The 15,549-nt window shown below is 52.5% G+C and carries 11 protein-coding genes; 3 read left to right on the top strand and 8 right to left on the bottom strand.

From position 1 onward, the window contains the following. Window positions 1-324: 324 nt before the first annotated feature. The 7 genes from CX664_RS22395 to leuC form a co-directional block, all read right to left on the bottom strand. Complete coding sequence (locus CX664_RS22395; RefSeq protein WP_101748875.1) at window positions 325-2,586, bottom strand: motility hub landmark protein FimV; 2,262 nt, start codon at window positions 2,584-2,586, stop codon at window positions 325-327. A gap of 111 nt (window positions 2,587-2,697) precedes the next feature. Further along, window positions 2,698-3,717 (bottom strand): Asd/ArgC dimerization domain-containing protein, encoded by a 1,020-nt coding sequence (locus CX664_RS22390; RefSeq protein ID WP_101748874.1) that lies wholly within the window; start codon window positions 3,715-3,717, stop codon window positions 2,698-2,700. A gap of 179 nt (window positions 3,718-3,896) precedes the next feature. Further along, window positions 3,897-4,358, bottom strand: a complete 462-nt coding sequence (locus tag CX664_RS22385) for a PaaI family thioesterase (RefSeq protein WP_101748873.1) — start codon at window positions 4,356-4,358, stop codon at window positions 3,897-3,899. Window positions 4,359-4,783: 425 nt separating this feature from the next. Beyond that, window positions 4,784-5,905: an aspartate-semialdehyde dehydrogenase gene (asd, locus tag CX664_RS22380; RefSeq protein WP_101748872.1), complete on the bottom strand. Its 1,122-nt coding sequence runs from the start codon at window positions 5,903-5,905 to the stop codon at window positions 4,784-4,786. Window positions 5,906-5,974: 69 nt separating this feature from the next. Then, complete coding sequence (gene leuB, locus CX664_RS22375) at window positions 5,975-7,093, bottom strand: 3-isopropylmalate dehydrogenase (RefSeq protein WP_101748871.1); 1,119 nt, start codon at window positions 7,091-7,093, stop codon at window positions 5,975-5,977. A gap of 14 nt (window positions 7,094-7,107) precedes the next feature. After that, a complete protein-coding gene (gene leuD / locus CX664_RS22370; protein WP_101748870.1) occupies window positions 7,108-7,758 on the bottom strand; it encodes a 3-isopropylmalate dehydratase small subunit in 651 nt (216 codons plus the stop codon). A 10-nt stretch (window positions 7,759-7,768) separates the two neighbouring features. Continuing rightward, the gene (gene leuC / locus CX664_RS22365; protein WP_101748869.1) at window positions 7,769-9,226 is read right to left on the bottom strand and encodes a 3-isopropylmalate dehydratase large subunit; all 1,458 of its coding nucleotides are present in this window, start codon (window positions 9,224-9,226) and stop codon (window positions 7,769-7,771) included. Window positions 9,227-9,647: 421 nt separating this feature from the next. Between leuC and CX664_RS22355 the strand changes: the two genes are divergently transcribed. Next, entirely contained in the window at window positions 9,648-11,372 is a 1,725-nt protein-coding gene (locus tag CX664_RS22355; protein ID WP_101748867.1) for an ankyrin repeat domain-containing protein, read from the top strand. Between the two features lie 25 nt (window positions 11,373-11,397). Here CX664_RS22355 and CX664_RS22350 read toward each other — a convergent pair whose 3' ends face one another. Next, a complete protein-coding gene (locus tag CX664_RS22350) occupies window positions 11,398-12,795 on the bottom strand; it encodes an NAD(P)-binding domain-containing protein (protein ID WP_180966590.1) in 1,398 nt (465 codons plus the stop codon). 213 nt (window positions 12,796-13,008) lie between these two features. Between CX664_RS22350 and acuI the strand changes: the two genes are divergently transcribed. Both acuI and CX664_RS22340 read left to right on the top strand, forming a co-directional pair. After that, the gene (gene acuI, locus CX664_RS22345; protein ID WP_101748865.1) at window positions 13,009-13,986 is read left to right on the top strand and encodes an acrylyl-CoA reductase (NADPH); all 978 of its coding nucleotides are present in this window, start codon (window positions 13,009-13,011) and stop codon (window positions 13,984-13,986) included. 118 nt (window positions 13,987-14,104) lie between these two features. Next, window positions 14,105-15,547 (top strand): TrkH family potassium uptake protein, encoded by a 1,443-nt coding sequence (locus CX664_RS22340; protein WP_101748864.1) that lies wholly within the window; start codon window positions 14,105-14,107, stop codon window positions 15,545-15,547. Window positions 15,548-15,549: the final 2 nt, after the last annotated feature.

The raw sequence follows: 15,549 nt of genomic DNA, 5'->3' as shown, positions 1-15,549 counted from the left end.
TTTCAGTGCACAACCGCCGCATTTACCGTGTCTCACGAACCTGAGGGCTTCGTAATCTTTGGCTCACTCGCCCAGAGACTCAGCCTTGTATGCGGTTTCTGTACGTCGGCTCGCACCTTTGCAGTCAGACTGCCTCCGCACAGCCCCTCACGGGACTGCACTTGCCTTAAGCTAGTGGTTGTCATCAGCAGGCGTCTTTACCGCCAGTCAGATGTAGGTTCTCCCACAGGGGACTTTCACCCCATCAGTTCATGCCCATGCCGGGCGTACCAAAAAAAAGAGCTCACAAGAGCTCTTTCAGAAGTAGAGGGTTGATCAACCCGGTCAATGGGTTCCGGCATTCTGCATAAGTAACATAGCTTCCTGCTTCTGTTCATCACTGCCCTGCTCCATAACTTCCTGCAGGATTGCTGAGGCCCCTTCGCTGTCTCCCATATCCATATAAGCCCTTGCCAGATCAAGCTTGGTGGCAACCTCATCACCTTCGGAGAGGAAGTCCAGGTCATCATCCAGAGAAGCTTCAAGACTGGAACCACCTTCATCGGAGAAAGCGGCCTGACTGTCTCTGGCAAGCACATCGTCTGATTCAACACCAAAATCAAGGTCATCCAGATCATCAAGCCCGCTGGTCTCAAACTGTTCAGCGGCTTCAGGCTCTTCATCCAGATCAAAATCATCCAGGTCAAAGTCCAGGTCATCCAGAGAGTCTAATCCCTGCTCATCACCGTCCAGCCCAAGGCCATCCAGATCAAGGTCTGGTATTCCATCGATCTCGTCTGGCGCTGAAACACCTTCAAATGCGTCAGGGAACCGGGCCTTGAACTCCTCCGCTGCACGCATGGCAGCCGGATCGCCGGTTGACTCCAGATCGGCCAGGGCCTGGTTGAACTTTTCAAGATCGCCACTTTCTGAATGAACCTCAACAAGCTTCAGCTTAAGGTCAGACCTTCCCGGTTCATTGAAGATTGCCTGGGTCAATAGTTCCTCAGCCTGATCCAGGCGACCATAGGCAATATAAATATCGGCCTCACTCAGCGGGTCTTCGGTCTGCCCAGTGGTTTCCCCATCAGCGTCTACTTCATTAATGATCGAATCATCGATGGCCAGCGCTTCATCAAACTTAAGCTCATCCTCTGCGCTGGGAGAGGCTGTTGGCTTTGGGGAGGCATCAATCGGTACCTCCTTATTCAAATTGACAGGTTGAATGTCAACATCTTCGTCGTCCAGCGCTTCCTGCTGTTTCCTGCGCCGCTGATAAAAGAGCCAGCCAGCGCCTCCCAAAGGTATCAAAGCCAGCAGGAGCATGATCAGAGGGTTACCAAAGAGCGTAGCCATCATGCCCGGCCCGGATGCTGTCTCTGCCTGGCGCTGGGTGGGTAACGACCGGGACTGGTTCTGCAAGGCCGCCATCTGATCGTCTTTCAGGGCAACCAGGCGCTTCAGGGTAGCAATCTGATCATCCAGATCTTTCAACCGGCTCTTGAGCTCGGCATTCTCCCGGCTTAGCTTATCAAGCTGTTCACGGGTCATGGCCAGCTCGGTCTGCAACACAGCATTGCCACCGGCGGCATCGCCACCGAGGTCCTGCCCACGCCCGCTGGCTGCATCACCGGAAACGATGGCCAGCTGACCATCCAGAGATTTGCGGGAATCCGAGGCGACGGATGATGTTCGCCTGGTAGCATCCAGTTGCGCAACCTGGCTGCGCCCCCGCCACTCACGATTCTGTCTGGATACATCAGCAACCGCTTCACGGACCGTCAAACTGGTCATCTCATTACGACCCGGAATCCGCAGGACCTGCCCGCTCTTGAGGCGATTAATATTGTTATCAATAAATGCCTGTGGGTTGCCACGCTGAATCGCCAGCATGGTTTGCTGTACCGTCACTTCGGAGTCGGGGCGCACTTTCTCAGCGATTTCCCAGAGGCTGTCATTTCTGTTCACCCGGTAAGTCCCGGGTGTGCTGCTCAAATCTGAAGAGGCATCATCGCGACGGGAAGAGACCCGCTGGACCGGTTGCCGCTGAACGGAGTCACGATATTCAACGGCTTCCTGTGACGGCGCATAGTTGCGGTTTATCCGGTTACCATTGGCCCTGAGCGGCTGGTCCCACACAGGGTTAGACCCATAATGGGGCGGAATGGATGGCTTGACAACAGGGGCTGAAGTTTGACCATTAAAGGCCGGAGGATCAAGGAGAAGCGTATACTCCTTCAACAGGCGACCACTTGGCCAGTGCACCTCCACCAGGAAATTTAGATAAGGCTCATGGACCGGGCTGTCACTGGTAACCTTGATCAAACCTTTGCCATCAGGGCCAACTTTGGTGGTAAACCGCAGATTATTCAAAATGAAGGGACGCTCAACACCGGCCCGCTCAAAGTCTGTTTTGCTGGCCAGGTTAGAGAGGATCTCGTTGCGAGTGAGATCATTGACCTGCATTAACTCTATCTCAGCCACCAGGGGCTGATTCAAAGCTGAATACAGCTTCACCTCCCCCAGACCCAGCGCATGGGAATTCATTGCAGCGATTCCCCCTGCCAGCGCTGACATCACTACGACAAGTTTTTGCAGTTTCATCATGAATCCTTGTTTTATGCGTAGACTGTTTGAGCCCCTTCTGCCTTCAGCTGTAAAGAAAGCAGCCCCCCTTTCTCGATACAGCGAGGAACCCCAAGCAGTTAAACTAAGTTATCACTTAGCAAAGTCTTTTATCAATAACCCAATCAATTCAACAGCATGAACAGCACTTCTCTTGAAGCTATCGGCCACCATCCAGAAACTCAAGTCGGTTGCATAATCTGATTGCTGCCGGAGTTTGCCAATATGCAACTGATCACTTCCCGCAGCGTCTTCAAGGGTAGGCATGCCAAGGTCATCAGCCGCTACTATTTCAGGGAGTTCTGATAGTAAAGACTGTATTTCCTGAAAATCAACCGGTTGGACAGTATCCAGATCAACAACATAACTGTCACCGAAAAATACCGGGGCTGTGATGCAGGTCACACGGATGTCCAACTCCTCTCCCAAAGCCACCAGCAGCTCATTGCGCATATCGGCTTCATTGCCGATTTTCTCACCCTCTTCGGCATCAACTTCCGGAATCAGGTTATAGGCCAGGCGAGCGGAAAAATCACCATGCTCTGTCGGCTTGCCATTCAGCAGCTCAATGGTTTGCCTACGCAGGGCATCGACACCCTTTTTACCAAGGGCCGCCACCGGCTGCATAACCACCAGATTGATCCGGCTGAGAGTAAACCGTTGGTGCAGCTTTTGCAGCAGAGGGAGTAAGCAGGCAACAGCAGATCCGGGTACGGCAAAGTAACGGTTATCTATCGCCTCTTCGATAAAATGCCTGTTCAAGTCAACCATCACCGGCACGGTATAACCCTGGGATGCAGCCCCCTTTGCCGCATCAATAATAACACAGCCACTCTCAACTGCCCGGGTCATCAACTGGGCATTTCGCTGACACCCGGCGGGCATCACCAGAAAATCAGTGGCGGAAAAGTCGGCTTCATCAGCGGGAATAAATTCCAGTGTTTCGCCATGAAACTCAACGGAACCTGAAGCCTGTGCAGACTCCACGAGCGGATAAAGGCTCATTACCGGTAGCGGCTTACCATCAAACAGTGATTCTTCCAGTTGCCGAACCAGAGTTTCACCAGCCAGTGTGTCGGCAGCGTAAATAGCAATATTGTATGTTCGGTTCATGGATAAAAGGCCCCGCAAGCCAGAGAAAGTATGGGCATCGTTGACCTTGTGTCAGCCAGCACCACATAAATGATAAAAAACCATCGACTTTATACAGGGCGTTGATATCAGGCAAGCAGTTTCAGGCCGTTCCCCTGGAAAGTTTGAAATGCCCCCGGGCGGTTGTTCGATCTGGTCCTTCATTGCATATGCTCCTGCACTGGCTTCATGGAGTGTTGTCCTATTCGCATAAAGGTGCCTACGGCATGGGCAATGGGTTGATCACGGTGTTCCTGGTAGGCAACACCGCGGGTAAAAACCATGGAACGGGTTATATGATAAGCCTCGGCAAATGCCCGGACCGGCTTACCGGGCTGAGCGGTGGTCATATGGTCAATACGCAGATCCAGTGTCGGGCAGGCTTCCAGCTGCTCCATACGGGTGTACACGGAAATGCCGCAACAGGAGTCCATCAGGGTGGTAATGGCACCAGAGTGAATAACGCCGGTTTCCGGGTTCCCTATCAGCCGGTTGTCGTAGGGCATTTCCAGTTCAATGCCGTTACGATCCGCTTTGACCAATGACATATTCAAATGCAGGCAGTGGGGAATGACTTTGACAAAGTTGCTGGCAAAGTCTGTTAGCTGTTGTTCCGTTAACATAATTCATTTTTTCTGATTATTTATACAGAGGCAGTAAGACACGAAGTAACGGGGTAACTGTTTGGTGATCCCATCCAATGTTCGCGATTACCAGGGGCTGCGGCCATATTGAACTTAAGTACAGGTGCTTGTAGCCCTTGGTAATCAAGGGTCAATAAGGTTTCAGCGAACAGTTACGTAACGGGAATGCTTCATGTCTTTTAGTACATGGTTTCAATGAGTTTGATGGGTTGTCGTGCCTCAGCACTCCGTTCGTCCTGAGCCTGTCGAAGGGCGGAAACTCCGGACTCTGATAGATCGTGCCAAGCCCCCTTCGACTCCGCTCAGGTTGAACGGAGATCGAACACGTCAAACTCATTGAAACCATGTACTAGTATGAAACCTCTGTTGTCTATAGAACGCTATTTCAATACAAGAGCAGACACTCAGAGCAATATGGTCAACATACGACGCAGTGGTTCTGCCGCTCCCCACAACAGCTGATCACCCACAGTAAATGCCGTCAGATAGTCAGGTCCCATATTCAATTTACGCAGGCGGCCCACCGGAATATCCAGACGACCAGTGACCGCTGCGGGTGTCAACTGATGCATGGTCTCTTCCCGGTGGTTTGGAACCACGGATACCCAGTCATTGGCACCGGCAATCATCGCCTCAATATCCGCCATGGGAATATCGTTACGCAGTTTGATGGTCAATGCCTGACTGTGACAGCGCATGGCACCAATGCGAACACAGATACCATCCACAGGAACCGGTGCAGCCTGGAGCCCGAGAATCTTGTTGGTCTCAGACTGAGCCTTCCACTCTTCGCGGCTCTGGCCATTCTCCAGCTCTTTATCAATGTAAGGAATCAGGCTGCCTGCCAGTGGCACACCAAACTCACTCTGCGGAAGATCAGCACTTCTTAATAAGGAAGAGGTCTTACGATCAATATCCAGAATGGCACTGGCCGGGTCAGCCAGCTCGGCAGCAACATTGCCCTGGATAGAGCCCATCTGGCTGATCAGCTCACGCATGTTTCTGGCACCGGCACCACTGGCTGCCTGATAGGTCATGGCACTGACCCACTCCACGGCATTGTGCTGAAAGAGCCCGCCGATGGCCATCAACATCAGGGAAACCGTGCAGTTACCACCGATAAAATTTTTAACACCGTCATTCAGCGCACGGTCAATCACAGCACGGTTGACGGGATCAAGAATAATCACAGCATCGTCGTTCATCCGCAGAGAGGAAGCGGCATCAATCCAGTATCCCTGCCAGCCACTGTCACGCAATGGCCGGAAGACTTTGCCGGTATAATCGCCACCCTGGCAGGAAATAATAACGTCCATTTCTCTGAGAGCGTCTATATCATGGGCATTCTGAAGGGCGCCCACAGGCACACCAACATCGGGTCCGGGCTGACCCAGTTGCGAGGTGGTGAAGAAGACCGGCTCGACACCCTGGCCCTGTAAACGGGCAAAGTCGTTTTCTTCCTGCATACGCTCCATTAATACGGAGCCCACCATGCCTCGCCAGCCAACAAAACCTACTTTTTTCATACTGCGCTCCCCCGAAAAAACGGCCCCTGCTCAAAACAGACAACAGAAGCCGCCAACATTATATATTTGTTATGCATTTAACAAACAGTCAACAACCGCATCACCCATTGCAGCGGTGCCCACCAACTGACAACCTTCAGAGGCGATATCCCAGGTACGATAGCCTTTATCCAGAACATCGCTGACCGCTTTTTCAATGGCATCCGCTGCGGCAACTTCGGCCAATGAGGAGCCATCAGCCAATGAAGAGCCATCAGCCAATGAATAGCGAAGCAACATCGCCAGCGACAAAATCTGCGCCAGAGGGTTCGCCTTGTTCTCCCCGGCGATATCCGGTGCCGAACCATGCACCGGCTCATACATTCCCTGGTTCTTTTCGTTCAGGGAGGCTGATGGCAACATACCAATCGAGCCGGTCAACATTGCCGCACAGTCGCTGAGGATGTCACCGAACATATTACCGGTCACCATCACATCAAACTGTTTCGGAGCCCGAACCAGCTGCATGGCGGCATTATCAACGTACATATGGCTCAGCTCAACATCGTTGTAACCGGCAGACTCGGCAATAACCACCTCCCGCCATAGACCGGTCACTTCAAGCACGTTGGACTTGTCCACCGAACAGAGTCGTCCACCGCGCTTCCGGGCTGCCTCAAAAGCCACCTTGGCGATACGACGGATTTCAGACTCCCGATAAACGTAGGTGTTATAGCCTTCCCGTTCGCCATTTCCCAGGGTACGGACGCCACGGGGCTCACCAAAATAGATACCCCCGGTCAGCTCCCGCACAATAAGAATATCCAGACCAGCCACCAGCTCAGGCTTCAAACTGGAAGCTTCGGCCAGTTGCGGGAAAAGAATGGCCGGACGAAGGTTGGCAAAAAGGTCCAGTTCAGCGCGAAGTTGCAACAGCCCTTTTTCAGGACGGTTCGCCATGGGTTGATCATCCCACTTCGGACCACCCACCGAACCGAACAGGATCGCATCGGCGTTCCTGGCCAGCGCCAGGGTTTCATCACTCAGCGGAACACCATATTGATCAATGGCCGCACCGCCCACCAGACCATGACTGATTTCAATATCGAGCCCAAAACGCAGTTTGGCCGCATCCAGTGCTTTCAGGGCCTCAGCCATAATCTCAGGGCCGATGCCATCACCTGGAAGACATAACATCTGCTTGCTCATGAAAAGCTCCGCTGTTAATTATTTTTTCTGGCGAACAGCCAGGGGTTATCTGCTTTATAACGCTGTTCGAAATGGCGGATCTGATCCGCATCCTGCAAGGTCAGGCCAATATCATCCAGACCGTTGACCAGGCAGTGACGACGAAATGCATCAATGCTGAATGGCAACTCTGTGCCACCAGGCTTAACCACCACTTCGCGCTGGAGATCCACCGTCAGCTGATACCCTTCATTCGCTTCCACTTCCTTGAACAACTGCTCTACCACCTCGTCCGACAGAGTGATGGGGAGAATGCCGTTTTTAAAGCAGTTGTTGTAAAAGATATCCGCAAAGCCCGGCGCGATCACACAGCGGAAACCAAAATCATCCAGGGCCCAGGGGGCGTGTTCCCGGCTGGAACCACAGCCAAAATTCTGCCTGGCCAGCAGGATGGACACGCCCTGGTAACGGGGCTGATTCAGGACAAACTCTGGATTCAGTGGACGTTTGGTGCAATCCTGCCCCGGATAACCTTCGTCCTGATAGCGAAGTTCATCAAACAGATTGACGCCAAAGCCGGTGCGTTTGATGGACTTGAGAAACTGCTTGGGGATGATCATGTCCGTATCCACATTGGCACGATCCAGGGGAGCCACTAAACCCTGATGAACGGTAAAAGCCTGCATGATTCTCCCCTTACACTACGGATGTCTGATGACGGACATCGACAAAATGGCCCGCAATGGCCGCCGCAGCGGCCATGGCCGGACTGACCAGATGGGTTCGCCCGCCAAAGCCCTGGCGACCTTCAAAATTCCGGTTAGAGGTAGATGCACAGTGCTCGCCCTGCCCAAGCTTGTCGGCATTCATGGCCAGACACATGGAACACCCAGGCTCACGCCACTCAAGGCCAGCGGCCAGAAACACCTTATCCAGCCCTTCTGCCTCCGCCTGGGCCTTGACCAGACCCGAGCCCGGCACCACAAGAGCCTCTTTAACCGTGTCAGCCACCTGCTTGCCCTTTACGACAGCTGCCGCCTCACGCAAGTCCTCAATGCGCGAATTGGTACAGGAGCCGATAAACACCCGATCAACAGGAATGTCGGTAATCTTCTGGCCAGCGGTTAATCCCATATACTCCAGGGCACGGGCGTAGCCCTCTTTACGGGTTTCATCCGGCGCATCCTCCGGGGAAGGTACCCGGGCATCCACCGGCAACACCATCTCCGGGGAGGTTCCCCAGCTGACCTGTGGCTTTATCTCATCGCCATTGAGCACAACGATTTGATCAAACACTGCATCACTGTCTGAATGAAGGGTTTCCCAAACCTTGACCGCCTGTTGCCACTGTTCTCCCACCGGAGCAAACGGCCTGCCCTGCACATAGTCAATGGTGGTCTGGTCAACCGCCACCATGCCCGCCCGGGCTCCGGCTTCAATGGCCATATTACAGAGCGTCATGCGCCCTTCCATGGTCATATTACGAATGACGGAGCCCCCAAACTCGATGGCAAAGCCGGTCCCCCCCGCTGTACCGATGCGGCCGATAATGGCGAGGATCACATCTTTCGAGGTGACTCCGGTGCCCAGGGAACCATCAACCCGAACCAGCATGTTCTTCATCTTCTTGGCCACAAGACACTGGGTCGCCAGCACATGCTCAACTTCCGAGGTTCCGATACCGTGGGCCAGTGCACCAAAAGCGCCGTGGGTTGAGGTGTGCGAGTCACCGCAGACAACGGTCATGCCGGGCAGAGTCGCGCCCTGCTCCGGGCCAACCACATGGACAATGCCCTGGCGCTGATCCTGCATATCAAACTGGGTGATACCAAAATGATCACAGTTGTCATCCAGCGTCTTGACCTGGATTTTCGAGACCGGATCGGCAATCCCTTCAATACCGTGCTGGCGTTCATTCAACGTAGTGGGTACATTGTGATCAGGTGTGGCGAGGTTGGCATCCAGCCGCCATGGCTGGCGACCAGCCAGCTTCAGCCCCTCAAAAGCCTGTGGTGATGTCACCTCATGGAGCAGCTGCCGGTCGATATAAATCAACGCGGATCCATCGTCACGCTGAAGCACAAGGTGGGCATCCCACAACTTGTCATAAAGCGTTTTACCCCTGCTTTTCACATCGAAAGCCTGGCCAGCCATTGAACCACCCTCATTGCGGCAATAAACAGAAAAAGACTGTTTTTTGTTTGATTTATGTGCAGTTTTATTACGATTTCATTCGCGCACATGACACTTTAATGTGAACCAGACTGCGCTTCCCGATAGGCCCGCAACGATACGTCAACAAACCCTGGTATTTTTATCAAAAATTTCAGCTTATCCCTAAAAATGCCTATCCTAGTCGCTCATAGAAAATTACTCAAATTCATCTTTTTTCTGGTTTTGATAACTTTCTGGAATCAAAGGACACCCAGATTGCTCATTCAGAAGCGTCTTATTAAAGAGTTTTACTACTTTTGCGAACTGGTTGACGGGTTTATGCCTAGAATAAGCTGGCTGAGAATAGCTTGAACATTAATGCCTTAGTGTGCTGATAACTGAAAAGTCAGGAAACACCACTATGAATACTATCGGCCCATGCTCCCTGTACTGCTCGCAGCAAACCAGTCCAGCAGACACCATCGATGCTTCAGCAACCGGTGATTTCGACGGGCGCTCTCTGGTCAGGACTAATTGCTGCGGGCGCACCGTTCACCTGGGGTGCATTGCTGAAATCCTGGAATGCAGGCCGGGCCGTGAACATGAAATTGCAGAACGCAACTGTTGTCAATGTCCGCCCTTCAGGAAACCGGCAGTGCCGTTGGAGCGTCTGGCCGGGGCCCGGAAAATTGAAACCTCACCCTATTGCGAACCCCTGGCACTTTGTGCCTGCCGACAAGCTTGCCGAGGGGATATGGACACGTTCAAGACACTATTGGCGCAGGAACCCGGCATTGCCCGGCAAGATTTTCGTGAAGCCGTGACCGGTCAGGGTGTCCGGCTGTTACAGGTTGCTGTCAAGGCAGGCCAGGCGGAACTCACGCAACTTCTGCTCAAGTATTCTGCCGATATCAATGCCGCCGACCACCAGGGCAAAACGGCCCTGCACCTGGCCACTGCCGGAGGCCATGACCAGTGCCTGAGGGAGTTGCTGCAGCATGGGCCGGAACTTGATTGCAGGGACAATACCGGCTCTACCCCCCTGTATCTGGCCGTCGAAAATAATAATGGTGAGTTTCTGGAGCTGCTGTTGGATTACGGTGCAGACCCGATGGTTGCCGACGATGAGGGTCTCACCCCTCTGCACCTGGCTGCGAAAAAAAGCTACATCAATAACCTGCGACAGCTTCTGCAGGATAACAGGGTGGCCATCAATGCCGCTGACCAGTCCAGCAAGACGCTTCTGCACCACTCTGCCCTGAGCCCCTCGGAAGGTAGCATAGAGTGCTTGCAACTGCTGATTACCCACCAGGCGAACGTGAATGCCGTTAATGAGTCCCTGTGCACACCTCTGCACCATGCCGTCGTTTATAGCGCTTTCATGGGAAATAGGGAGAAGATGCTGTACCTGATAGACCATGGGGCGGATCTGGAAAGCAAAGATATCTCTGGCCAAACCCCATTGCACCGGGCCGCTGACTGGGGGCGTCTCGAGGTGGTGCAACTGTTAATCGCTCACCATGCGGATATCCACAGTACCGATAAGAACGGGATGACGCCGCTGCATCTCGCCACGATACAAGGCCATATTGATAACGTGAATCTGCTGATAGCCTGCGGGGCGAAACTCTGGGCCACAGACGAATCCGGCAAAACACCGCTGCATCTGGCCGCCTGGTGGGGTCGTACCGAGGTCTTGAAAAAGCTGATGGTATTGGATGGGAAGCTCAATGCAACCGATGAGTCTGGCAGGACAGCGCTGCACCTGGCCGCCTGGCAAGGCCAGGCCGGGATCGTGCAACTGCTGATGGACAAGGTAAAAGAAATCAATGTAACCGATAAGACTGGCAAGACCGCGCTGCACCTGGCTGCCTGGCTTGGCCATACGCCAGTCCTGCAACTACTGTTGGACCAGGGGGCGAATCTCAATGCGACCGATAAGTTTGGCCGTACACCACTGCACCTGGCGGCCCAGAGCGGCCATACCGGGAACCTGCAGCTACTGATTGACCGGGGCGCGGATCTCAATATGGCCGATGATTGTGGCGATCCTCCCCTGCAAGTGGCCATAATAAATGGCAATATCCATTGTCAGCAGCTGCTGACCGATGCGGCGAGGCAGCAGTGGGTTTGCACTGTTCAGTGACCACCCAAAATGTTGATGCTCATCCTTAATCCCATTCCATGGGAACCACCTCATCACGTTTCATCATTTGCGCCTTCTTATCCTGTTCCCTCTTCCTGATGGTTTCAACGGCCGCCACGGCATGACCCAACGAGTGGCTTAAAAATGACTCACCGGCGCTGAAGCCAATACAAAATAAATTCTGACAGACTTTACTTTCCATCGTCTCAGGACAAAGATCCAGATATCCATTACTTTGAGTCAGAGAAGGCTTTAAAGTATCAGGAAAGAAGGAATAATCCACTTTTACCCCGGTCAACAGAGCAATATGATCAAATTCTAACTGGAAGTGCTGTGCCTCCGTCCCTGCCAATTCCTGAACAATATGACACACCCGTTGGTTTTCAATGCCAGCCAGCCTGCAGTTCAATCCCTGTTCATAAGCGCTTTGATATTTTTCAGGCCATGCCATTGCCTCTGCCACCGAGAAATGGCGCCCTGATCTTTTATGATTCAGATGCTGGATCACCGGATGCCTTCCCCGTTTACCCGGCTGGTTTTTCACACTTACGGCTTCTTCTTTAATTTTGGCAGGCAGCAGATGGATAACTTTCATGCCTTTTTGCCAGGCCTCATAGATCGTATCACAGGCTGAAAAACTGTTGCCAACCACTAAAACTTTACTGCCTGGTGCTAATTTATCCATCGCCCGACAGGCATCATGGGTCCAATGAGAGACATGGGGATTATCCTGTTCCCCGATGATATTTAACCAGTTTGGCTTTTTCTTGCCGATCGCCAGCAATAAATAATCACACTGGATCAAGGTCTCCTGCCCAGCCGCTCCCCGAACGACGACTTCCCAGAAAAGACCACTTTGCCAGACTGAACCGGCCTGAGTTGCACTGACCACTCGCCCCCGAACTGCCCGGGATTCCGTCAATATTTTTTTTCCATAGTCCTGGTAATACTTGAGCAGAGATTCACCGTCGGTCACCACCCGCTGGCAAGGATCTGGCGGAGGTGGCAAGGGAATTTTGCGTACATCACATTGTTCAATGGGATAGTCAGGCAATCCCATCTCACGATAATCGCTCAATGTCTGCTGTGATGGCAGATAAGTATTCCAACTCCCTCCCACGGGTTCGTCCGAGCACATCATCCAGTCCACTTTTTGCTCACTATTGAAATGCCATTCCAGGCAAGGTTCATAGCGGTTAGTTTCTTTATCATACAGAGATGCGAACTTCTGCCCCGATAGTATTTTTACCCTATTGGCATTATGGCCCTGGGGAGACATATCATGAACCAGCACTTTCCGATCGAGAACTGAATTTTTATTACTGTCAGTACACAGTCTTTCGTTATGGTAAAACTGCAGCCCTTCCAGTTGCTGCATGGCAAAAAGGCCGATAGGGCCAGCGCCAACCACAAGTACCTTCACCCGAACCTTCTGACCAGTGACATGGTTATTCTCAGAAGCAACAGCGGAAGACGGGAAACAAGGAAACGAACTTCTTAATGCATTCATAGCTGCCCGGGTAAAAAATGTGACCTTTCCAATTGAATCAGGATAAAAGCAGCAATAATCAATCCTCGCCACCTGCCAGTTGCAGGAGTATAGTTTACGCCCTGACCTTTTTAGAGATTATCGTTTATGTTCAAGGCGCTAGTACTGAACCAGCAGGACAACAACACTGTCGTTTCCATAGAACAACTGGATGAATCCACCCTGCCCGCCGGGGATGTTATTGTTGCTGTTGACTATTCATCACTGAATTACAAGGATGGCCTGGCCATCACCGGAAAGGGAAAAATTATCCGTGATTTTCCGATGGTTCCGGGTATCGACTACGCGGGTCAGGTCATTTCCTCAAGTGATGACCGGTATCAGCCCGGTGATTCGGTTATCCTCACTGGCTGGGGTGTCGGTGAGAACCACTGGGGTGGTATGGCCGAGAAAGCCAGCGTGCCTGCTAACTACCTGGTTTCCATGCCTGCTGGACTGGACAGCCGCAAGGCCATGATTATCGGTACTGCTGGCCTGACGGCCATGCTGTGTGTCATGGCGCTGCAAGACGCAGGTATTACTCCTGAGAAAGGTGAGATTCTGGTCACTGGTGCCAGCGGTGGTGTTGGCAGTGTTGCCATAACGCTGCTGGATCAGCTGGGTTACCAGGTGGTTGCCGCTTCCGGTCGCCCGGAAAACAGTGACTGGTTGAAGGCCATCGGGGCAGACCGGGTGATTGATCGTGCCGAATTGCTTGAACCCGCACGTCCGCTGGAAAAACAGCTCTGGGCAGGTGCCATTGACAGCGTCGGCAGCAAGGTTCTGGCCAAGTTACTGGCACAGGTTGATTACCAGGGGGCTGTTGCCGCCTGCGGCCTGGCCGGTGGGTTTGATCTGCCAACCACGGTTATGCCTTTTATTCTCAGAAGCGTTAAGCTTCTGGGTGTTGACTCGGTCATGTGCCCGATTGAAAAACGTACGCAGGCATGGAACCGTATTGTTGAGCTGCTGCCAGAGTCTTTCTACAGCGACGCGGCCAAAGAAGTGTCACTGGATGCCGTGCCTGAACTGGCAGAGGCCATCACTAATGGACAAGTCACCGGCAGAACACTGATTAAGTTGTAATAATGCTCTCACCTTCTAAACTTCTTTAAGTCAGATGCGATCACCCAAAGCATCTGACTTCCCTTCAAAACGACGTGTACCAACTTTTTTATTCCTCAGTAAATGCCATTGAAAAGTAATGAAGCACCGTCCGGTATTCTATGTGATTGGCCTGTTCCTGACAGCGTTGGCCAAGTTTATGCTGATTCCGGTCATCTATGATCTGCTGACCGGTGAGTCGAATATCTGGGAATTTGTCGCCGCTGCGGCCATTACGCTGATTAGCGGCGCAGCCCTGACCATCAATTTCAAACCAGAACACTTCAATATGAAGCCCAGGCAGGTCTTTGTACTGACCACACTCTGCTGGGTGGCAGTATGCACTTTTGCAGCACTGCCCTTCTGGTTCAAACTTCCCGTCAGTTTCACCGATGCCTTTTTTGAAACCATGTCAGGTATTACCACCACCGGATCCACCATATTGTCTGGTCTGGATCAGATGTCCCCCAGTGTGCTGATCTGGCGGTCACTGCTGCAATGGTTTGGCGGCATCGGTTTTATTGTGATGGCGGTTGCCGTTCTGCCCTTTCTCAAAGTGGGTGGTATGAGGTTGTTCCAGAGCGAATCTTCTGACTGGTCCGAGAAAGCCATGCCCCGTTCAGGCAGCATTGCCAAGGGTATCGTTACTGTCTATCTGATCATGACGGCTATCTGCGCGTACCTTTATTTCCTGGGCGGTATGACCGGCTTTGAGGCCATAAACCATGCCATGACCACAGTCTCAACCGGCGGATATTCCACCTCAGATGCTTCCATGGGGTTATTTAAAAACCCGTTTATTATCTGGACCAGCACCATTTTCATGATACTTGCCAGCCTCCCTTTTGTTCTTTTTGTTCGCTGTATGCGGGGTGACGTTAACTGCTTTTACCAGGATACCCAGGTACAGGTCTTTATCGGTTTTCTACTGATAGTCTGGCTGGTTCTGAGCGTCTGGTTATGCTGCCACTCTGACTACACCTTTCCCCAGTCACTCACCCTGGTCTCATTTAATACCACGTCAACCATCACCACCACCGGCTTTGCCTACGGTGACTATACCCTGTGGGGTGGTCTTGCCAACCTCACTTTTTTCTTCCTGTTATTGGTGGGCGGTTGTTCAGGGTCAACTGCAGGAGGCATCAAAATTTTCCGGTTTCAAATTGGCGGCAAGCTTCTGAACATTCAGTTAAAGCAACTGGTTCATCCCAGGGCCTGTTTTGTACAAACCTATAACGGCCAGCAAATCAGCAGTGACATACTCCGTTCGTTAATCGGTTTCAGTTTCTTCTTCATCCTGTTGATTGCTTTAATGAGCCTGTTACTGTCCCTCTGCGATCTCGACCCCATCACCAGTCTTTCCGGAGCCACGACAGCGGTTGCCAATGTCGGTCCCGGTCTGGGAGCCGTCATTGGCCCGGCAGGAAACTTCAGTTCTCTACCGGATGCCGCCAAGTGGCTATTAAGTGCCGGCATGCTGCTGGGCAGGCTTGAGGTTATTACCGTCCTGGTACTTTTTACGCCTGCTTTCTGGAAGGGCTGAGG

It is taken from the genome of Endozoicomonas acroporae, assembly GCF_002864045.1.
In the GTDB taxonomy this organism is placed as follows: Bacteria; Pseudomonadota; Gammaproteobacteria; order Pseudomonadales; family Endozoicomonadaceae; genus Endozoicomonas; species Endozoicomonas acroporae.
The sequence above is the reverse complement of the archived record's forward strand: the minus strand, read 5'-3'. Positions and strand labels throughout refer to the sequence as shown.